Source organism: Pseudomonas sp. HLT2-19-2 (genome assembly GCF_054898005.1).
Window position 1 is genome coordinate 5,091,803 of record NZ_CM142712.1, and the last position, 18,880, is coordinate 5,110,682.

20 protein-coding genes and 1 other RNA gene are annotated in these 18,880 nt (G+C 58.5%); 5 read left to right on the forward strand and 16 right to left on the reverse strand.

The window, feature by feature from the left end:
- Positions 1-2 precede the first annotated feature (2 nt).
- The 9 genes from mraY to rsmI form a co-directional block, all read right to left on the reverse strand.
- A complete protein-coding gene (gene mraY / locus ACYZTU_RS23840; RefSeq protein ID WP_461966012.1) occupies positions 3-1,085 on the reverse strand; it encodes a phospho-N-acetylmuramoyl-pentapeptide-transferase in 1,083 nt (360 codons plus the stop codon).
- Complete coding sequence (locus tag ACYZTU_RS23845; protein WP_461966014.1) at positions 1,085-2,452, reverse strand: UDP-N-acetylmuramoyl-tripeptide--D-alanyl-D-alanine ligase; 1,368 nt, start codon at positions 2,450-2,452, stop codon at positions 1,085-1,087. Before ACYZTU_RS23845 ends, mraY begins: the two co-directional genes overlap by 1 nt.
- Entirely contained in the window at positions 2,445-3,908 is a 1,464-nt protein-coding gene (locus tag ACYZTU_RS23850; RefSeq protein WP_461966016.1) for a UDP-N-acetylmuramoyl-L-alanyl-D-glutamate--2,6-diaminopimelate ligase, read from the reverse strand. Before ACYZTU_RS23850 ends, ACYZTU_RS23845 begins: the two co-directional genes overlap by 8 nt.
- Positions 3,908-5,647, reverse strand: coding sequence for a peptidoglycan D,D-transpeptidase FtsI family protein (locus ACYZTU_RS23855; RefSeq protein ID WP_461971140.1), 1,740 nt, complete (start codon positions 5,645-5,647; stop codon positions 3,908-3,910). The genes ACYZTU_RS23850 and ACYZTU_RS23855 overlap by 1 nt, the downstream gene beginning before the upstream one ends.
- Positions 5,647-5,940 carry a cell division protein FtsL gene (gene ftsL / locus ACYZTU_RS23860; protein WP_003205353.1) on the reverse strand — a complete coding sequence of 98 codons (294 nt, stop codon included), beginning with the start codon at positions 5,938-5,940 and terminating at the stop codon, positions 5,647-5,649. Before ftsL ends, ACYZTU_RS23855 begins: the two co-directional genes overlap by 1 nt.
- The gene (gene rsmH, locus ACYZTU_RS23865) at positions 5,937-6,884 is read right to left on the reverse strand and encodes a 16S rRNA (cytosine(1402)-N(4))-methyltransferase RsmH (RefSeq protein WP_461966018.1); all 948 of its coding nucleotides are present in this window, start codon (positions 6,882-6,884) and stop codon (positions 5,937-5,939) included. The genes ftsL and rsmH overlap by 4 nt, the downstream gene beginning before the upstream one ends.
- Positions 6,881-7,336, reverse strand: coding sequence for a division/cell wall cluster transcriptional repressor MraZ (gene mraZ / locus ACYZTU_RS23870; RefSeq protein WP_008147486.1), 456 nt, complete (start codon positions 7,334-7,336; stop codon positions 6,881-6,883). Before mraZ ends, rsmH begins: the two co-directional genes overlap by 4 nt.
- A gap of 355 nt (positions 7,337-7,691) precedes the next feature.
- Positions 7,692-8,045, reverse strand: an RNA gene (gene rnpB / locus ACYZTU_RS23875) — RNase P RNA component class A.
- Between the two features lie 75 nt (positions 8,046-8,120).
- On the reverse strand, positions 8,121-9,026 hold the full coding sequence (rsmI, locus tag ACYZTU_RS23880; protein WP_161990822.1) for a 16S rRNA (cytidine(1402)-2'-O)-methyltransferase: 906 nt from the start codon (positions 9,024-9,026) through the stop codon (positions 8,121-8,123).
- Positions 9,027-9,202: 176 nt separating this feature from the next.
- Between rsmI and ACYZTU_RS23885 the strand changes: the two genes are divergently transcribed.
- The 4 genes from ACYZTU_RS23885 (at position 9,203) to ACYZTU_RS23900 (ending at position 12,649) form a co-directional block, all read left to right on the forward strand.
- Positions 9,203-11,014: a penicillin-binding protein activator gene (locus tag ACYZTU_RS23885; protein ID WP_461966020.1), complete on the forward strand. Its 1,812-nt coding sequence runs from the start codon at positions 9,203-9,205 to the stop codon at positions 11,012-11,014.
- Positions 11,014-11,376: a YraN family protein gene (locus ACYZTU_RS23890; protein ID WP_019582357.1), complete on the forward strand. Its 363-nt coding sequence runs from the start codon at positions 11,014-11,016 to the stop codon at positions 11,374-11,376. The genes ACYZTU_RS23885 and ACYZTU_RS23890 overlap by 1 nt, the downstream gene beginning before the upstream one ends.
- Before the next feature lie 104 nt (positions 11,377-11,480).
- Positions 11,481-12,074 carry a phosphoheptose isomerase gene (locus ACYZTU_RS23895; RefSeq protein WP_008025961.1) on the forward strand — a complete coding sequence of 198 codons (594 nt, stop codon included), beginning with the start codon at positions 11,481-11,483 and terminating at the stop codon, positions 12,072-12,074.
- Entirely contained in the window at positions 12,071-12,649 is a 579-nt protein-coding gene (locus ACYZTU_RS23900; RefSeq protein WP_461966022.1) for a BON domain-containing protein, read from the forward strand. Before ACYZTU_RS23895 ends, ACYZTU_RS23900 begins: the two co-directional genes overlap by 4 nt.
- Positions 12,650-12,700: 51 nt before the next feature.
- Here the strand turns inward: ACYZTU_RS23900 and ACYZTU_RS23905 are convergent, their stop codons facing one another.
- From ACYZTU_RS23905 to rplM, 7 genes are all read right to left on the reverse strand, one after another.
- Complete coding sequence (locus ACYZTU_RS23905) at positions 12,701-13,114, reverse strand: ClpXP protease specificity-enhancing factor (protein WP_008155980.1); 414 nt, start codon at positions 13,112-13,114, stop codon at positions 12,701-12,703.
- A gap of 16 nt (positions 13,115-13,130) precedes the next feature.
- Positions 13,131-13,748, reverse strand: a complete 618-nt coding sequence (locus ACYZTU_RS23910; RefSeq protein WP_461966024.1) for a glutathione S-transferase N-terminal domain-containing protein — start codon at positions 13,746-13,748, stop codon at positions 13,131-13,133.
- Between the two features lie 150 nt (positions 13,749-13,898).
- Positions 13,899-14,681, reverse strand: a complete 783-nt coding sequence (locus ACYZTU_RS23915; RefSeq protein WP_461966026.1) for a cytochrome c1 — start codon at positions 14,679-14,681, stop codon at positions 13,899-13,901.
- Positions 14,681-15,892: a cytochrome b gene (locus tag ACYZTU_RS23920; RefSeq protein WP_461966028.1), complete on the reverse strand. Its 1,212-nt coding sequence runs from the start codon at positions 15,890-15,892 to the stop codon at positions 14,681-14,683. Before ACYZTU_RS23920 ends, ACYZTU_RS23915 begins: the two co-directional genes overlap by 1 nt.
- Positions 15,892-16,485, reverse strand: a complete 594-nt coding sequence (petA, locus tag ACYZTU_RS23925; protein ID WP_461966030.1) for a ubiquinol-cytochrome c reductase iron-sulfur subunit — start codon at positions 16,483-16,485, stop codon at positions 15,892-15,894. The genes ACYZTU_RS23920 and petA overlap by 1 nt, the downstream gene beginning before the upstream one ends.
- A 267-nt stretch (positions 16,486-16,752) precedes the next feature.
- Entirely contained in the window at positions 16,753-17,145 is a 393-nt protein-coding gene (gene rpsI / locus ACYZTU_RS23930) for a 30S ribosomal protein S9 (protein ID WP_003216038.1), read from the reverse strand.
- A 14-nt stretch (positions 17,146-17,159) separates the two neighbouring features.
- On the reverse strand, positions 17,160-17,588 hold the full coding sequence (gene rplM, locus ACYZTU_RS23935; protein ID WP_046048262.1) for a 50S ribosomal protein L13: 429 nt from the start codon (positions 17,586-17,588) through the stop codon (positions 17,160-17,162).
- Positions 17,589-17,833: 245 nt separating this feature from the next.
- On the opposite strand from rplM, the gene ACYZTU_RS23940 reads away from it, so the two are divergent.
- Complete coding sequence (locus tag ACYZTU_RS23940) at positions 17,834-18,874, forward strand: NADP(H)-dependent aldo-keto reductase (RefSeq protein ID WP_461966032.1); 1,041 nt, start codon at positions 17,834-17,836, stop codon at positions 18,872-18,874.
- The last annotated feature ends 6 nt before the right edge of the window (positions 18,875-18,880 follow it).

The following is an 18,880-nucleotide window of genomic DNA, read 5'->3' on the forward strand; positions in this document are numbered from 1 at the left end:
TTCTACCTCAGCTTCAGGGTGGCAAGGCCAACCAGTACGAGAATCACGGTGATGATCCAGAAACGGACGATCACACGTGGCTCGGGCCAGCCCTTGAGTTCAAAGTGGTGGTGAATCGGTGCCATGCGGAACACACGGCGACCGGTGAGCTTGAAGGAAGCAACCTGGATGACGACTGACAGGGTCTCCATCACGAAAACGCCGCCCATGATGAACAGGACGATTTCCTGACGGACGATCACCGCGATGGTGCCCAGGGCTGCGCCCAGCGCCAGTGCGCCGACGTCGCCCATGAACACCTGAGCCGGATACGTGTTGAACCAGAGAAACCCGAGGCCCGCGCCGATCAAGGCGCCGCAGAACACGATCAACTCGCCTGCGCCCGGCACATACGGGATCAGCAGGTATTCAGCGAATTTCACGTTACCCGACAGGTAGCAGAAGATCCCCAACCCGCCGCCGACCATTACGGTGGGCATAATCGCCAGACCGTCGAGGCCGTCGGTCAGGTTGACCGCGTTGCTCGAGCCGACGATCACGAAGTACGTCAAGACGATGAAACCTGCGCCCAGCACAATGCTGTGGTCCTTGAGCATCGGCAGGATCAGGGTGGTTTCCACCGGTGTCGCTGCGGTCATATAAAGGAAGATCGCCGCGCCCAGGCCGAACACCGATTGCCAGAAATACTTCCAGCGGCTCGGCAAGCCACGGGAGTTCTTCTCGATCACTTTGCGGTAATCGTCGACCCAGCCGATGGCGCCGAACAACAAGGTCACCAGCAGCACGGTCCACACGTAACGGTTGGACAGATCAGCCCAAAGCAACGTGCTGACGCCAATGGACGAAAGAATCAGCGCGCCGCCCATGGTCGGGGTGCCCGACTTGGACAAGTGCGATTGTGGACCGTCGTTGCGAACGGATTGACCGATCTGACGGTTCTGCAAAGTGCGGATCATCCACGGGCCAAAGCACAGCGACAAAACCAACGCGGTCAGCACACCGAGAATCCCGCGCAGGGTCAGGTACTGAAAGACCGCGAAGCCTTTGTAGAACTGTTGCAGATACTCCGCTAGCAGCAGCAGCATTAATGTTTCTCCAGGCTGGTCCCGCACAAAGCGGCGACGATGTTTTCCATCGCAGCGCTGCGCGAGCCCTTGATCAAAATGGTGGTGTTTGTGTCTTGCTCGGTGCCCAGGGCCTTGATCAGCTCTGCCTGAGTGGCGAAGTGAAAAGCCTGCGGACCGAAAGCGTTCACGGCGTGAGCCATCATTGGCCCGACGGCGTAAAGCGCGCAAACCTTGCCGCGGGCGTACTCGCCCACATCACGATGCCCCTGCTCCGCCCAATCGCCTAGCTCGCCGATATCTCCGAGTACCAGAACGGTGCGGCCGGAAAAGCCGGCGAGTATATCAACGGCGGCGCACATCGAGGTTGGGTTCGCGTTGTACGTGTCATCGATCACGCGCATACCATTGGTGGCCAGTTGCGCGACGGTGCGTCCCTTGACCGGTTGCACCGCACCCAGGCCAGTGGCGATGCCGAACAGCGATACGCCCAAGGCATGAGCGGCAGCGGCGGCGGCCATCGCATTGGCAACGTTATGGGTGCCGAGCAGGTTCAGTTGAACGCGTTCCATACCTTCAGGACTGTGCAGATTGAACGCCGGGCAACCGCGAGCGTCACGGTCCAGATCACTGGCATAGAAATCGGCGCTGACATTGCTCAGGGCGAAAGTCAGCACTTTGCGACCGGCAGCGCGGGTCTTCCAGATGCCGAACGCCTTGTCGTCAAGATTGAGAACGGCGACGCCATCGGCATCCAGCCCTTCAATAATCTCGCCTTTGGCTTCAACTATTTTTTCCGGCCCGCCGAATTCACCGACGTGGGCGGTGCCGGCGTTGTTGAGCACAGCCACATGAGGTTTGGTCATGGCGACGGTGTAGGCAATTTCGCCGAGCCGCGAAGCACCGAGTTCGATGACTGCGGCGGTGTGTTCCGGCGCGAGTTCGAGCAGGGTCAGCGGAACGCCGAGGTCGTTGTTCAGGTTGCCACGGGTCGCCAGCACCGGACCACGGGTGCGCAGGATGCTCGCGAGCATTTCCTTGACCGTGGTTTTGCCGCTGGAGCCAGTGATGGCCGCGACCGGGCTGGTATAAGCAGCACGGTTCATCGCGCCCAGTTGGCCGAGGGCCTGGCGGGTATCTTTGACCAGCAATTGCGGCAGTGCGCTGTCGGCGACTTCACGCTCGACCAGCGCCGCTACGGCTCCTTTTGCGGCAACGTCATTGAGATAGTCATGACCATCGAAACGCGGACCGGTCAGGGCAATAAAGAGTTGGCCGGGTTTGATCGCGCGGCTGTCGATGCTGACACCGTCGAAGCTGGCATCGGCAGTGATCAAGCGGGCGTTCAGCGCGCCGGTCAGTTCGCTCAGTTTCAAGGCTTTAAGCATGAGCCACCTCCCACGCGGTGAGGGCATGATCAGCTTCGACCAAATCGGAGAAGTCGTGACGCTGGCCGTTGATTTCCTGATAGTCCTCGTGACCTTTACCGGCCAGGACGATCACGTCATCCGCCGAAGCGCTGGCGATCAATTGGGCGATCGCCTGGCCACGCCCAGCAACGAAGGTCACTTTATCCACAGCCTTAAAACCGGCACGGATGTCGTCGAAGATCACTGCCGGGTCTTCGGTACGCGGGTTGTCATCGGTCACCAGCACGCCGTCAGCCAGACGCTCGACCACTTCAGCCATCAACGGACGCTTGCCGCGATCGCGATCTCCGCCGCAACCGAACAGGCACAGTAAACGGCCTTTGGCGTGAGGACGCAGGGCCATCAAGACTTTTTCCAGCGCATCTGGCGTGTGGGCGTAATCGACCACGACCAGCGGCTGAGTACCGCCGCCGAGGCGCTGCATGCGACCGGCCGGGCCTTCAAGTTTTGGCAGTACTTTAAGGATTTCGTCCAGTGCGTAGTCCAGACCGAGCAAGGCGCCGACCGCGGCCAGCACGTTGCTCAGGTTGAAGCGACCGAGCAAGGTGCTGCGCAGATGATGCTCGCCCTGCGGCGTGACCAACGTGGCGCGCACGCCTTCGTCGTTGAACTGCGCTTCACGGCAATAGAGGTAGGCGCTCGAGTCTTCAAGACTGTAAGTAATCAGGCGCGACTCACGTTTGTCCGCAGCCAGTTGGCGGCCGAACTCGTCGTCAAGATTAATCACCCGGCACTTCAAATCGTTCCAGGCAAACAGCTTGGCCTTGGCTTCGCCGTAGGCTTGCATGGTGCCGTGGTAATCCAGGTGATCGCGGGACAGGTTGGTCATCACCGCCACATCGAACGCCAGCGCCGTTACGCGGCCTTGATCCAGACCGTGGGAAGACACTTCCATGGACACGGCTTTGGCGCCGGCCTTTTTCAGGTCAGCGAGGGTCGCTTGCACGGCGATCGGGTTCGGCGTGGTGTGCAGGCCACTTTCCAGCGCGCCGTAGAAACCGGTGCCGAGGGTGCCGACAATACCGCAATGCTGGCCGAGCAAATCCAAGGCTTGCGCGACCAATTGGGTCACGCTGGTTTTACCATTGGTGCCGGTCACGCCGACCAGATTCAGGTGGCGGCTCGGGTCGCCGTAAAAGCGCCCGGCGATGTCCGACAGCTGCGCCGCCAGGCCTTTGACCGGAATCAGCGGCACATCGGTAATCGGCAAAACGGTTGCGCCTTCGACTTCATACGCCACAGCGGCAGCGCCGCGTTGCAAGGCATCGGCAATGTGCGCTCGACCGTCGAGCTTGCCGCCAGGGACGGCAAGAAACAGATCGCCAGCCCGCACGTTGCGGCTGTCCAGGGTCAGCTCGCGGATCAACAGATCGCGGCCGGCGTGGGCGAAAATCTTGTTCAGGCTTAGAGACATCAGCCGCGCCCTCCATTGGCTTTCAGCGGAACGACCGGTGTGGCGTTAGCGGTTTGAGTCGGCGGCAGGTTGTCCGGGGTAATGTTCATCAGGCGCAACGTCCCGGACATCACTTTGCTGAACACCGGCGCCGATACCAGACCACCGAAGTAACCGGCCTTGGTCGGTTCATCGATTACCACCACGATGGCGTAACGCGGATCGCTCATCGGGCCGAAGCCGGCGAACAGCGAACGGTAGGAATTCTCGGCGTAGCCTTTAGTGCCGACCGACGTCTTGCGCGCAGTACCCGACTTGCCGGCCACGTGATACGCCGGCACCTGCGCACGGAACACACCGCGCGGGGCTTCGATCACTTGGGTCAGCATGCCTTGCATGGTTTTCGCGACGGCTTCCGGCAGCACTTGCGTGGTTTGCGCAGGCTTGTCGGTTTTGATCAGAGTCAGCGGCGCGAGGCGACCATTGTTGGCCAGGGCCGAGAAGGCGTGGACCAATTGGATCGCGGTCACGGAAATACCGTAGCCGTAAGACAGCGTGGCGGTTTCAGCCTTGCGCCATTCGCGGTAGTTCGGCAGGTTGCCAACGCGTTCACCCGGGAAGCCCAGGCCGGTGTCCTGGCCGAGGCCGACTTTTTGCGCCAGACGGAAAATCGTTTCGCCGCCGATATCGAAGGCGATCTTACTCATGCCGACGTTACTGGAGTTGATCAGAATGCCAGTCAGGTCGAGCACCGGACCTTCGCTCTTGGATACGTCCTTGATGGTGTATTTACCAATCTGCAAGGTGCCCGGGTACACCTCGACGGTATCGGTAGGCTTCCAGCGCCCGGTTTCAATCGCGGCGCTCATGGAAATCGCTTTCATGGTCGAACCCGGTTCGAACACGTCGATCATCGCGCGGTTACGCATCATCGCCGGTTGCAGGTTGCGACGGTTGTTCGGGTTGTAGGTCGGCTGGTTGACCATGGCGAGGATCTCGCCGGTCTTCACGTCCATGATCACCAGGCTGCCGGCCTTGGCGCCGTTCTCGATGATCGCGTTACGCAGTTCGCGGTTGGCCAAATATTGCAGACGCAGGTCAATGGACAACGCCAAGGGCTTACCGGCCTTGGCGTTTTTGGTCACCTGAACATCTTTGATAAGTCGACCGCGCCGGTCCTTGATGACCTGCCGCTTGCCGGGGACACCGGCCAGCCATTCGTCATAAGCCAGCTCGACACCTTCTCGACCATGGTCATCGATGTCGGTGAAGCCGACCATATGGGCGGTGACTTCACCGGCCGGGTAGAAACGGCGGAATTCTTCGATGCCGTAAACGCCCGGCACTTTCAGGTCGAGTACGGACTGGCCTTGCTCAGGCGTCAGCCCGCGCACCAGGTAAATGAATTCTTTATTGGCTTGGGCTTCGAGACGTTCGGCCAGGGCTTTCGGATCCTGACCCAACGCCGCCGCCAATGCTGGCCATTTCTCTTTGGCCAGTTGCATTTCCTTGGCGTTGGCCCACAGCGTGGTGACCGGCGTACTGACGGCCAAAGGCTCGCCGTTACGGTCAGTGATCAGACCACGGTGAGCCGGAATCGGAATATGACGAACGCTGCGCGCATCGCCCTGACCTTTAAGGAAGGCACGGTCCACTACTTGCAGGTCGATAATGCGCCAGACAATCGCCGCGACCATAACGCCGAGCAAACCCAGCACCAGGCGGAACCGCCACGGAAAGAGTGCGCCCTCGAGTTTCATCATGGCGCCACCATCTGCACTTCAGCTGCGCCAGGAATACGCATCTTCAGCTGCTCGGTAGCCAGGACTTCGATACGGCTGTGGGCGGTCCAGGTGCTCTGTTCGAGAATCAAACGGCCCCACTCCGCTTGCGCCTTGTCACGCACACTCAACTCGTTGTACAGCGAATTCAACAGTTGACGGTTCCAGTGGGCGCTGTAGGAAACGCCGATGGCCGACACGAGCACGCCAATAAACAGCAGCAGCATGAAAAAGCTTCCGCCGGGAAGTGGCTTGGCGAAAAGCTTGCTCACCGCAGCTTCTCCGCGACGCGCATGACGGCGCTACGGGAACGTGGGTTGGCTTTGAGTTCGGCCTCGGAGGCGGACTGCGCTTTGCCATGGACTTTTATTTTCGGTTCGAAGGCGACGTGACGCACCGGCAGATTGCGTGGCAGGTTGTCGGCTTCGCCTTTCACCAGTTTGCGCATGAACAGTTTGACGATGCGGTCTTCCAGCGAGTGGAAGCTGATGACGACCAGACGGCCGCCGATTTCAAGGCATTCCATAGCGGCTTCGAGGCCGGCTTCCAGATCGCCCAGTTCGTTGTTGACGTGAATCCGCAAGCCCTGGAACGCACGGGTCGCCGGGTTCTTGCCCTTTTCCCACGCAGGGTTGGCCACTTTCAGGACTTCAGCCAGATCGGCAGTGCGCTCGAACGGCTTGATGTCGCGACGCTCGGCCACGGCACGGGCCATGCGACCGGAGAAACGTTCTTCGCCGTATTGCTTGAACACCCGGGCGATTTCTTCCACCGGGGCGGTGTTGACGAATTCGGCAGCGCTGATCCCGCGGGACGGGTCCATGCGCATGTCCAGCGGGCCATCATTAAGGAAACTGAAGCCGCGCTCAGGGTCGTCGAGCTGCGGCGAAGACACGCCGAGGTCAAGCAAAACGCCGCTGACCTTGCCATCCAGACCCCGTTCGGCGACTTCCGAACCGAGCTCGGCAAAGCTGCGCTGTACAACGACAAAGCGGCCGTCTTCGGCCGCTAGCGTTTGCCCGGTGGCAATCGCTTGAGGATCTTTATCGAATCCGAGTACCCGACCATCCGGGCCGAGCTGGCTCAAGATCAACCGGCTGTGTCCGCCGCGCCCGAACGTACCGTCCAGATAGCAGCCATCAGGACGTACGGCGAGAGCCTCCACGGCTTCGTCAAGCAGTACGGTGATGTGGTTAAAGCCGCTATCAATAGTCACAGGATCAAATCACGCAGTTCATCAGGCATGGCGCCCGGTTGTTGAATAGCAGCCAGGTCAGCGGCAGAAACCGCATCCCAGGCATCCTCGTCCCACAATTGGAACTTGTTCAGTTGGCCTACCAACATCGCGCGCTTATCCAACTTGGCATATTCACGAAGACGCGGCGGAACCAGAAAACGACCACTGCCATCGAGCTCGAGGTCGACGGCATTACCAATCAGTAAACGTTGCAGGCGGCGGTTCTCTTCGCGAAGCGAAGGCAGTGCGCGCAGTTTGGTTTCAATAATTTCCCACTCATCGAGGGGGTAAACACACAAACACGGATCAACGGCATCGATTGTGACGATTAACTGACCGGAACTACGCGAAACGAGCTCGTCACGGTACCGGCTCGGCATAGCGAGACGGCCCTTTGCGTCGAGACTGATAGCGTTAGCTCCGCGAAACACGTCAGCGTTTCTCCAAATATTAGCGTTTTGAGTTCAAAAAACCCACTTCATGCCACTTTCCGCCACTTGCGCACACTATAGGAATGCGGCCACTGCACCGTCAAGGCGCGGATTAAAGGAAAAGCCTTACAGAACTGAGATTTAGGAGCGTATTAGGAGGGGCAAGGAGAATCAGACGTGTCTTTCGGCTCAATAACTTGAACCAGCACTGATGGCTGCGTTCGAAAGTTAAAGTAATTTATTAAGAGTAAGATTTTTTTGGTATTACGAAAGTGCTTCTGCCGACGATTGTGTAAGGAGGGGAATTGCCATCACCGTCGCCCTGCTCAATGATTTAAGCAGAGGAGAGAAAAAGGTGGAGAGTCGATCTGTAAGCCGGGTTCTGTCTTGAACAGTCATTCGTCTACGATGGCCATCACTGGACATCTTTAGCAACCTACCCGGTCCCAGCGCGGGCCACGCCTTGGGACCCTATTTGGTCTTGCTCCAAGTGGGGTTTACCTAGCCACGAACTGTTGCCAGACGTGCGGTGCGCTCTTACCGCACCTTTTCACCCTTACCGGCGCCGAAGCGCTTAGGCGGTTATTTTCTGTGGCACTTTCCGTAGGCTCACGCCTCCCAGGCATTACCTGGCACTTCGCCCTATGGAGCCCGGACTTTCCTCCCCCCCCTAATTTTCATAGAGGGCAGCGACTGTCCGATCGACTCTCCGCCGCAAAGGTTAACGGCAGAGCGTCTGAAGAACAAGTGCTAAACGCCTTGAACCCCTTCTACACGTCGGGTTTTACTCGCCCTTCTGTTTGTCCAGCGCAACCTGGTAGAGAACATTTTTGCGCTCCCCGGTAATTTGCGCCGCCAATGCTGCGGCACGCTTGAGCGGCATTTCTTCAAGCAACAGATTCAGAATACGCATCGCTTCACTGCTGACGGCGTCCTCGGTCTCGGGAGCAGACCAACCCGCCACCAACACCACGCACTCGCCGCGCTGCTGATTGCTGTCTGACTCGACGAACTCGCGCAACTCGGCCAGCGGCAAGCCTTTAAGGGTTTCGAAAGTTTTGGTCAGCTCGCGCGCCAGCAACGCTGGACGTTCGCCGCCGAATACCAACTCCATATCTTGCAGGCACTCAAGGATCCGGTGCGGGGCTTCATAGAAGATCAGCGTGCGCGGCTCTTCCTTTACCAACTCCAGACGAGCGCGCCGACCGACAGCCTTGGCCGGCAGGAAGCCTTCGAAGATGAAACGGTCCGACGGCAGCCCCGCCGCCGACAACGCCGCGATCAGAGCGCAGGCGCCCGGGACCGGCACAACATTAATTCCCGCAGCACGGGCCTGACGCACGAGGTGATAACCCGGATCGGAAATCAACGGCGTGCCGGCATCGGAAATCAGCGCCACATCGTCGCCGGCGAGCAAGCGGGTGATAAAGCGGCTACCTTCATCCCGTTCATTGTGTTCATGGCAGGCCGCCAGCGGTGTAGGAATGCCGAAATGCTGCATCAATCGCTGGGAATGGCGGGTATCTTCGGCGGCGATCAGGGCGACCTCGCGCAGGATCTTCAGCGCACGCGCACTGATATCGTCCAGGTTGCCGATGGGCGTCGCCACCACATAAAGCGAGCCAGCAGCGGAATTCAAAGCACCTGGAGCAGTCAAAGCGCACACCTCATGATCGGTAAAAGCCGCCATTGTAGCGCGTCGTGACGCTCGCGATACGCGCAAGCAGTCCTCGGTTTTGCGGCCTTTTGTGCAGCGCCGCAACATTTGCACGAGCTAAATTGATCGATTCACGCCAGTAACATCGCGCCCCGGCCAGTGCTTGGGTACAATTCCACGCTAATTTGATCGAGTATCAGGAACACTACATGATCGCTTGCCTGCGGCTGTTCACTGCCCTCTGCCTCGCTGCCTTGCTGGCGGCTTGCGCCAGCTCGCCCTCTTCCAGCCTTGGCGAACTTCCACGGACCCCGGATGCCAGTATCGAGCAATTGCTCGCACAGGCCGCCCAAAGCAAAGACCCGGAAAAAGCCGCCTTGTTGCGCCTGAGCGCGGCTGACCTGGCCTATCGTCAGGGGAATGCCGGCCAGTCCGCGCAAATCCTGCAACAAGTCCCCGTCGAACAACTCAAGCCTGGCCAACAGGTTTTCGCCAGTACCCTGGCGGCGGAACTGGCTATGACTCGCAATCAGCCCAAAGCGGCGCTGACGGCCTTGAGTCATCCGAGCCTGCAACGCCTGAGCGAACTGCCGGTCGAGCAACAGGTTCGCACCGGCACCGTTCATGCCCGCGCCCTTGAAGCCGACGGCCAGACCCTGGCTGCCGCACGGGAGCGGATCTTCATCGCGCCAATGCTTGAAGGTGAAGCGGCCAGCAAAAACCACGAAGCGATCTGGACCCTGATCGCTTCGTTGCCAACCGATCAATTGCAGCCGACCGCCACCGACGACCTCGGCGGCTGGATGGGCCTGGCGCTGGCGGTGAAAACCGCCGGTACCCTGGAACAGCAGCAAGCCGCGATCGACAACTGGCGCGCGCAGAATCCAAAGCATCCGGCCGCCATTCAACTGCCGTTGCCACTGACCAAACTCAAGGAACTGGCCAGCCAGCCCCTGGGAAAAATCGCCCTGCTGCTGCCGCAAGACGGCCCGCTGGCGTCGGTCGGCAAAGCACTGCGCGAAGGCTTCATGGCCGCTCACTACCAGGCGCAACAAGCCGGGCAGAAGCCGCCAGCCATCGAGTTCTATGACAGCTCGCGCCTGACGTCCCTGGATGAGTTCTATCGCAAGGCGCAGGCCGATGGCGTGCAACTGGTCGTCGGTCCGCTGGAGAAGCCGCTGGTCAAACAGCTCAGCGCTCGCCCGCAACTGCCGATTACCACCCTGGCGCTTAATTACAGCGAAGGCGAACAAGGTCCGGCCCAGCTGTTCCAGTTTGGCCTTGCTGCTGAAGACGAAGCTCGCGAAGTGTCGCGTCGTGCTCGCGCCGATGGCCTGCATCGCGCCGCCATCATGGTGCCGAAAGGCGAATGGGGCGATCGCGTACTCAGGGCGTTCAGTCAGGATTGGCAAGCTAACGGTGGCAGCATCGTAGCTACCGAACGCGTCGACCAACCGGTTCAACTGGCCCAGCAGATTGCCGACATGTTCCAGCTGCGTCAGAGCGAAGGTCGTGCCAAGAGCCTGCAAAGCACCGTTGGCGCGCAGGTAGCCGCACAGCCTTCGCGTCGCCAGGACATCGAGTTCATCTTTCTGGCCGCAACGCCTCAGCAAGCCCAGCAGATCAAACCGACCCTGAACTTCCAGTACGCCGGAGACGTGCCGGTTTACGCCACCTCCCACGTGTTCAGCGCCAGCGGTGACGTGAATCAGTACAACGACATGAACGGCATTCGCTTCTGCGAAACACCATGGTTGCTGGACGCCAACGACCCGCTGCGCAAACAGGTCACGGCCCAATGGCCTCAGGCCGGCGGCAGCCTGGGTCGTTTGTACGCAATGGGTGTCGACGCCTATCGCCTGGCACCACGCCTGGGGCAACTCAAGGCTTTGCCGGACAGCCGCATTGAAGGTCAATCGGGCAGCCTGGGCATGACTCAGAACCAACGTGTCGTGCGTCAGTTGCAATGGGCGCAGTTCGTTAACGGTCAGGTTCAACGCCTGCCGGACACCGCGCGCTGATGCCTGACAGGTCACGCCAGCAAAGCGGTAAAGATGCCGAGCGTCATGCGCTCGAGCACCTTCAACAACAGGGTCTGCGCCTGCTGGCGCAGAACTGGTTGTGTAAGCGCGGCGAGCTTGATCTGGTCATGCTTGATGGCGATACAGTAGTATTCGTCGAAGTCCGCTACAGAAAAAACACTCAATGGGGTGGCGCGCTCGATAGCATCGATGAGCGCAAACGGCAGAAATTGATTTTTGCCGCGCAGTATTTTCTTCAGCGCGAGTCGCGTTGGGCCAATTCCCCCTGCCGTTTCGACGTGGTTGCCATCGACAGCAACCTCGATCAGTTGAATTGGTTGCAGAATGCCTTCGACAGCTGATCGCGGGCATCCCGAACCGGACACTTTCACCCAACACTTTTGCTCTTTGCTTTGCGGGCTGCACATTCATGTGCCGAGTAGCCGCGCTAATTAAGGTCACACAGATGGACATGCAATCCCGAATTCGCCAGCTTTTTCAGGCCAGTATCGACACCAAGCAAATGGCGATGGACGTACTTGCACCGCACATCGAGCAAGCCAGCCAGGTGATGGTCAACGCCCTGCTCAACGAAGGCAAAATGCTGTCCTGCGGCAACGGCGGTTCTGCCGGTGACGCCCAGCACTTTTCGTCCGAGCTGCTCAACCGCTTCGAACGCGAACGTCCGAGCCTGCCAGCCATCGCGCTGACCACCGACAGCTCGACGATCACCTCGATTGCCAACGACTACAGCTACAACGAAATCTTCTCCAAACAGATCCGTGCCCTCGGCCAGCCGGGTGACGTATTGCTGGCGATTTCCACCAGCGGCAACTCGGCGAACATTATTCAAGCAATCCAGGCCGCACATGATCGCGAAATGATTGTCGTAGCATTGACGGGGCGCGATGGCGGCGGCATGGCGTCGCTGCTATTGCCCGAGGACGTCGAGATTCGCGTACCGGCCAACGTCACTGCACGTATTCAGGAAGTCCACCTGCTGGCGATCCATTGCCTTTGCGATTTGATCGACAGCCAACTGTTCGGGAGTGAAGAATGACCCCTAATCGCCTAGGCCTTCTGGCCTTGACTCTGTGCCTCGGTATCAGCGGCTGCACCTCGGTGGTTAACGCCAGCCGTGAAGCGCCGATTGAAGATGACCGCGGCACCCGCACCTTCGGCAGCAAGATCGACGACTCTCTGATCGACACCAAGGTCGGCGTGAACATCGCCAAGGCCGATCCAGCCCTGGACAACGACTCGCACATCGTCATCACCAGCTTCAATGGTGTCGTGCTGCTCGCCGGGCAAACACCGCGTGCAGACCTCAAGGCCAAGGCCGAACAGGCCGCTGCGGCTGTTCAGCGAGTGAAGACGGTTCACAACGAACTGCAGGTCCTGCCACCCTCTGGTTTCCTTGCCCGCCAGAACGACACCTGGCTGACCTCCAAGGTCAAGACCCAGATGCTCACCGACCCGAACATCCCGGGCTCGCGCATCAAGGTTGTTACCGAGAACGGCATCGTCTACCTGCTGGGCCTGCTGACCAAGCAGGAAGCCGCTCAAGCCACCAACCTGGTGCAAGGCGTTTCCGGCGTGCAGAAAATCGTGAAGCTGTTTGAATACATCGACTGACACGCAAACCGCAGGCACAAAAAAGGCGATCCATCCGGATCGCCTTTTTTGTTACTTCACCACTTTCAAACTGGGTCGACCGCTGGGACGCGGCGGCTCGCTGTCGGGTGGCGGAATATCGTCATCCGGCTCGATCTCTTCCTCGTCTTCCATAGGCGATTCCAGATCGAACACCATGCCCTGACCGTTCTCCCGAGCGTAAATGCCCAGGATCGATGCGATAGGCACGTACAGGGTGTGCGGCACGCCACCGAAGCGCCCCTCGAAGCTGACCGCTTCGTTGTCCATGTGCAGATGACGCACGGCTGCCGGTGATACGTTCAAGACAATCTGTCCGTCACTGGCAAAACCCTGAGGCACTTGCACCGACGGATACTCGGAATTGACCAGCATGTGCGGGGTGCAATCGTTGTCCACAATCCACTCGTAGAGCGCGCGGACCAGATAAGGTCGACTGGAGTTCATAGCGGCTCCTTAAGCCTTAGCGCATATCGCGTTCGACGCCAGACAGACTCGCCTGGAAAGCCTCACGCGCAAACGAGCGCTCCATATAATCAAGCAGCGGCTTGGCAGGCCGCGGCAGTTCTATACCCAAAATCGGCAATCGCCAGAGTATTGGCAATAGGCAGCAATCCACCAGACTTTGTTCCTCGCTGAGGAAAAACGGCTTGTCGGCGAACAACGGCGACACGCCGGTCAGGCTTTCGCGCAGCTCTTTACGAGCCACGACACGGGCAGCTTCCTTGGTCTTCGAATCCAGGATCAGATCCACCAGAACACACCAGTCACGCTGAATACGATGAATCAGCAGACGGCTGTTGGCACGCGCCACAGGATAAACCGGCAGTAACGGCGGGTGCGGGTAACGCTCATCCAGATATTCCATCACCACGGTCGACTCCCACAGCGCCAGGTCACGATCGACCAGGGTGGGCAGACTGCCGTAAGGGTTCACTTCAATCAGTTTAGGCGGCTGACGGCCAGCTTCCACGTAGATGATCTCGGCGCTGACACCCTTCTCTGCAAGTACGATGCGCACTCGGTGGGAATAGTGGTCGGCGGGGTCGGAGTAACAGGCCAACCGATTGGTCACGCCCATGGCGGTCCTCCTCGCTTGTTGAAATTATCGGAAGCGGAAAAACGCACGCGCCCAGAGAGCGCCTCCCGTAACGCCTGGATCACCAGGCTCGTTACACCTTCAGAGACGCCCTTGGGCGCGCGCGATTAACAGCAATTGCTTACAGCTTTATCAATGGATGTCTTTCCAGTATTCACGCTTGAGCAAGTATGCGAATACAAAGAAGAACGCCAGGTACAGCAACACATAGGTACCGATGCGCTGATGCTGCAGCTTCACCGGGTTGGCCGAGTAGGCCAGGAAGGTCACCAGATTCTTGACCTTCTCGTCGAACTGCTCTTCGTTCAGCGTGCCGGTTTTCGGCAATATGGTCAGCTGGTCGCAGGCTTCATGAGTCAAAGCCGTGCCGGTCAGCGGATCGTATTGCTTCTTGCCGTCTTCGACGATTTGAACTTGTTTACAGCCTACCACCTGACGACCTTGCAGGCCGACCAGAACGTTGGGCATCCCGACGTTCGGGAACACCTTGTTGTTCACACCCCAAGGACGCGATGGGTCTTCGTAAAAGGACTTCAGGTAACCGTAGAGCCAGTCAGTGCCACGAACGCGAGCGACAAGGGTCAGATCGGGCGGCGCCGCACCGAACCAGGTCTTGGCGTCAGCCGGCTGCATGCCGATGCTCATGTGGTCGCCGATCTTGGCGCCGGTGAACACCAGCTTCGAGAGCATCAGGTCGTGCGGAATGCCCAGATCATCGGCGACACGCTCATAACGCTGGAACTTGGCACTGTGGCAGCCCATGCAGTAGTTGGCAAAAGTACGTGCGCCATCCTGCATTGCAGCCTTGTCGGAAACGTCGATGTCGACCTTTTCCAGCTCAGGAGCACCCGCTGTCGACGCGAACGAGAACACAGGCATAGCAGCAAGAATCAGTACAGCAAATAGCTTTTTCATCAGCCAGTCACCCTTTCCGGAACCGGTTTGGTCTTCTCGAGCCTGGTGTAGAACGGCATCAGAATGAAGTAGGCGAAGTACAGGAACGTGCACACCTGCGACAGCAACGTACGGCCTGGAGTCGGAGCCAGAACACCCAATACACCCAGGATCACGAACGAGATGCAGAACACCCAGAGCCAGATTTTGCTCAGCCAGCCTTTGTAGCGCATCGACTTGACCGGGCTGCGGTCCAGCCATGGCAGGACGAACAGCACAGCGATGGCGGCGCCCATGGCGATAACGCCCAGGAGCTTGTCCGGAATCGCCCGCAGAATCGCGTAGAACGGCGTGAAGTACCAGACCGGAGCGATGTGTTCTGGGGTCTTGAAGGCGTTCGCCATTTCAAAGTTCGGCTTCTCGAGGAAGTAGCCGCCCATTTCCGGGAAGAAGAACACGATCGAGCAGAAGATGAACAGGAACACCACCACGCCGACGATATCTTTCACGGTGTAGTACGGATGGAAGGCAATGCCGTCCAGCGGTACGCCGTTTTCGTCTTTGTATTTCTTGATGTCCACGCCGTCCGGGTTGTTCGAACCGACTTCGTGCAGCGCCAGGACGTGCAGCACCACCAGACCGAGGATCACGATCGGCAAGGCAACAACGTGCAGGGCGAAGAAGCGGTTCAGGGTAATACCCGAAATCAGGTAGTCACCACGAATCCACTGAGTCAGGTCGTCGCCGATGAGCGGGATTGCCCCAAACAGCGAGATGATCACCTGGGCACCCCAATAGGACATCTGGCCCCACGGCAGCAAGTAACCCATGAAGGCTTCAGCCATCAGCGCCAGATAGATCAGCATGCCGAAGACCCACACCAGCTCACGCGGCTTCTGGTACGAACCGTAGAGCAAGCCACGGAACATGTGCAGATAGACCACGACAAAGAATGCCGAAGCGCCCGTGGAGTGCAACAGACGCAGAATCGAGCCGTACTCGACGTCGCGCATGATGTATTCGACGGAAGCAAACGCTTCTTCCGCCGACGGGGTATAGCTCATGGTCAGCCAGACACCGGTAACGATCTGGTTGACCAGAACGAGCAGTGCAAGGGAGCCAAAGAAATAGAAGAAGTTGAAGTTCTTCGGGGCGTAGTACTTGCTGAGATGGTCTTCCCACATTTTGGTCGCGGGGAAGCGCGCATCAACCCAATCCATGAACTTGCTCATCACGCTTTCTCCGTATCGACGCCAATGACAATGATTTCATCGGTCTCATAGGAATGCGGGGGAACTGGCAGGTTCAAAGGCGCAGGTTGCGACTTGTAGACGCGACCAGCCAGATCGTAGTGGGAACCGTGGCAAGGGCAGAAATAACCACCTACCCAGTCCTTGCCCAGATCCGCAGGTGCCACTTCTGGACGGAAGGTCGGCGAGCAACCCAGGTGCGTGCAGATACCGATCAGCAGCAGAACCTCTGGCTTGATCGACCGCGTTTCCGGGTCGACATAGGTCGGTTGTGTCGAGTTCTTGGAGGTCGGGTCAGATAGCTGGCCCACGATCTTTTTCAGATTCCCCAGGATTTCCTCGGTACGGCGGACAATGAACACCGGCTGACCGCGCCACTCAGCAATCATCTGCTGGCCTGGCTCGATTTTGCTGACATTCACCTTCACCGGTGCACCTGCGGCTTTCGCCTTGGCACTGGGAAACCATGACCCCACGAACGGGACCGCAGCCCCCACCGCTCCTGCAGCACCCACCACGGATGTGGCTGCTACCAAGAAGCGACGCCGGCCTGCATTCACGCCGTCATTGCTCATTCAGTCCTCTCCCATCAGCTTTGTGGCCTGTTAAATCAGGCATCTACTAAGTAAAAATCTGAACTTATAAAAATTTTGCCGAATGGTAATGAAAACCCCCAATTCTGACAAGGTAATTACCGAGGGGCTCCACTGCCAAGCCTTGCAGTATAGGGCTTCTACGGCTGTGGCAAGTTGTCACAGAGCAATTCCCTGGTAAATCGCGCCCATAAAAAAACGCCCAGCTTCGCGAGGAAGCTGGGCGTTCTTTTTGAACGCGAAAGCGAATTAACGCTTCGAGTACTGCGGACGCTTACGCGCTTTACGCAGACCAACTTTCTTACGTTCAACTTCACGAGCATCGCGAGTAACGAAGCCAGCTTTGCGCAGAGCGCCACGCAGGGTTTCGTCGTACTGCATCAGTGCGCGAGTGATACCGTGGCGGATTGCGCCAGCTTGACCACTTACACCACCACCGATCACGGTGACGTAGATGTCGAATTTCTCGACAGTCTCAGTCAATTCCAGCGGCTGACGAACTACCATGCGGGCAGTTTCGCGGCCGAAGAAATTTTCCAGGGTGCGGTTGTTGATGGAGATGTTACCAGTACCCGGACGCAGGAAAACGCGTGCGGTTGCGGTCTTGCGACGGCCAGTGCCGTAATTTTGAGTCGCCGACATAATGAACTATTCCGTTAAAACTTCAGTTCTTGGGGCTGCTGAGCAGTATGAGGGTGTACAGCGCCCGCATAGACTTTCAGCTTACGATACATGTCGCGACCCAGCGGGTTCTTAGGCAGCATACCTTTGACCGCGGTCTCGATCACGCGCTCAGGGGCTTTAGCAATCAGCTTTTCGAAGTTGATCGACTTGATGCCGCCCGGGAAACCGGAGTGGGAGTAGTAGATTTTGTCGGTGGTTTTAGCACCGGTTACACGAATCTGCTCGGCATTGATAACGACGATGTAATCGCCGGTGTCAACGTGAGGAGTGTACTCAGCTTTATGCTTGCCACGCAGACGGCTCGCGATTTCGGTGGCCAGACGACCCAGGGTCTGACCTGCAGCGTCGACGACAAACCAGTCGTGCTGTACTGTTTCCGGTTTAGCAGTAAAAGTTTTCATTCTTTATAGCCTCAGGGGCCGCCCTGTAAATTAGACGGCGGATCTTACTGAATAGTGCGTACTTTGACAAGTCAAAGGCAGCCGGATACAGACGCTTTCGGGGGCTCGGGTCGGCGCGTCCGTTCAACGGCAAGATTCTTCGGCGGCGGCGCATCACTTCCACTGCAGAAAGAGGTGCGCAATTATGCAGATTGCGAAAAATAATTCAACCTGCTTTTATGATTGTTTTGCCGAGGGAGCACCCGATGGACTATCGCCAGCTAGGCCGAACCAATCTGAACGTGAGTGCAATCTGCCTCGGCACCATGACTTGGGGCGAGCAAAACAGCGAGGCTCAAGCCTTCGCCCAGATTGAACGGGCCAAGAGCGCCGGGATCAATTTCATCGATACCGCCGAGATGTACCCGGTGCCACCCAAAGCCGAAACCTACGCCACCACCGAGCGCTACATCGGCAATTACTTCAAAAGTCGTGGCGATCGGGCCGACTGGATCTTGGCGAGCAAGATCGCCGGCCCGGGTAACACCATCGACTACATTCGCGACAAAAACCTGCGGCACAACCGCCAGCACATCACCGAAGCCGTGGACGCCAGCCTCAAGCGCTTGCAGACCGACTACATCGACCTCTACCAACTGCACTGGCCGGAACGCAGCACCAATTTCTTTGGTCAGCTCGGCTACAAACACCAGATCGAAGCCAACCTGACGCCACTTGAGGATACCCTCGAAGCGCTGGACGAACAGGTCAAGGCTGGCAAAATCCGCCACATCGGCCTGTCCAACGAGACGCCGTGGGGCACCATGCGCTTCCTCGCCCTGGCAGAAGCCCGTGGCTGGCCACGCGCAGTGTCGATCCAGAATCCGTACAACCTGCTCAATCGCAGCTTCGAAGTCGGTCTGGCGGAAATTGCCATCCGCGAACAGTGCGGCCTGCTCGCCTATTCGCCGCTGGCGTTCGGTTTCCTGTCGGGCAAGTACGAAGGTGGCGCGCGTCCGCCTAAAGGCCGCCTGAGCCTCTACAGCCGCTTCAGCCGCTATTTCAACCCGCAGTCGGAAGCAGCGTGCAGCCGTTATGTCGCACTGGCGCGTGAACACGACCTGGACCCGGCGCAAATGGCGTTGGCGTTTGTCACTCAGCAGCCGTTTGTGACCAGCAACATCATTGGCGCCACGACAATGGAGCAATTGGACAGCAACATTGCCAGCTTCGACTTGAAGCTGTCCGATGAAGTGTTGGCGGGGATCGAGGCGATCCACAAGGATCACCCGAATCCTGCACCGTAACCCGCA

Bases quoted from the DNA above. Each gene is read 5' to 3' on its own strand.
- rsmI (WP_161990822.1), bottom strand. From the start codon at position 9,026: ATGGCGGCTTTTACCGATCATGAGGTGTGCGCTTTGACTGCTCCAGGT.
- ACYZTU_RS23845 (WP_461966014.1), bottom strand. From the start codon at position 2,452: ATGCTTAAAGCCTTGAAACTGAGCGAACTGACCGGCGCGCTGAACGCC.
- mraY (WP_461966012.1), bottom strand. From the start codon at position 1,085: ATGCTGCTGCTGCTAGCGGAGTATCTGCAACAGTTCTACAAAGGCTTC.
- ACYZTU_RS23890 (WP_019582357.1), top strand. From the start codon at position 11,014: ATGCCTGACAGGTCACGCCAGCAAAGCGGTAAAGATGCCGAGCGTCAT.
- ACYZTU_RS23915 (WP_461966026.1), bottom strand. From the start codon at position 14,681: ATGAAAAAGCTATTTGCTGTACTGATTCTTGCTGCTATGCCTGTGTTC.
- petA (WP_461966030.1), bottom strand. From the start codon at position 16,485: ATGAGCAATGACGGCGTGAATGCAGGCCGGCGTCGCTTCTTGGTAGCA.
- ACYZTU_RS23855 (WP_461971140.1), bottom strand. From the start codon at position 5,647: ATGAAACTCGAGGGCGCACTCTTTCCGTGGCGGTTCCGCCTGGTGCTG.
- ACYZTU_RS23885 (WP_461966020.1), top strand. From the start codon at position 9,203: ATGATCGCTTGCCTGCGGCTGTTCACTGCCCTCTGCCTCGCTGCCTTG.
- ACYZTU_RS23900 (WP_461966022.1), top strand. From the start codon at position 12,071: ATGACCCCTAATCGCCTAGGCCTTCTGGCCTTGACTCTGTGCCTCGGT.
- ACYZTU_RS23905 (WP_008155980.1), bottom strand. From the start codon at position 13,114: ATGAACTCCAGTCGACCTTATCTGGTCCGCGCGCTCTACGAGTGGATT.
- ACYZTU_RS23850 (WP_461966016.1), bottom strand. From the start codon at position 3,908: ATGTCTCTAAGCCTGAACAAGATTTTCGCCCACGCCGGCCGCGATCTG.
- ACYZTU_RS23895 (WP_008025961.1), top strand. From the start codon at position 11,481: ATGGACATGCAATCCCGAATTCGCCAGCTTTTTCAGGCCAGTATCGAC.
- ACYZTU_RS23910 (WP_461966024.1), bottom strand. From the start codon at position 13,748: ATGGGCGTGACCAATCGGTTGGCCTGTTACTCCGACCCCGCCGACCAC.
- rpsI (WP_003216038.1), bottom strand. From the start codon at position 17,145: ATGTCGGCGACTCAAAATTACGGCACTGGCCGTCGCAAGACCGCAACC.
- ACYZTU_RS23920 (WP_461966028.1), bottom strand. From the start codon at position 15,892: ATGAGCAAGTTCATGGATTGGGTTGATGCGCGCTTCCCCGCGACCAAA.
- rplM (WP_046048262.1), bottom strand. From the start codon at position 17,588: ATGAAAACTTTTACTGCTAAACCGGAAACAGTACAGCACGACTGGTTT.
- ACYZTU_RS23940 (WP_461966032.1), top strand. From the start codon at position 17,834: ATGGACTATCGCCAGCTAGGCCGAACCAATCTGAACGTGAGTGCAATC.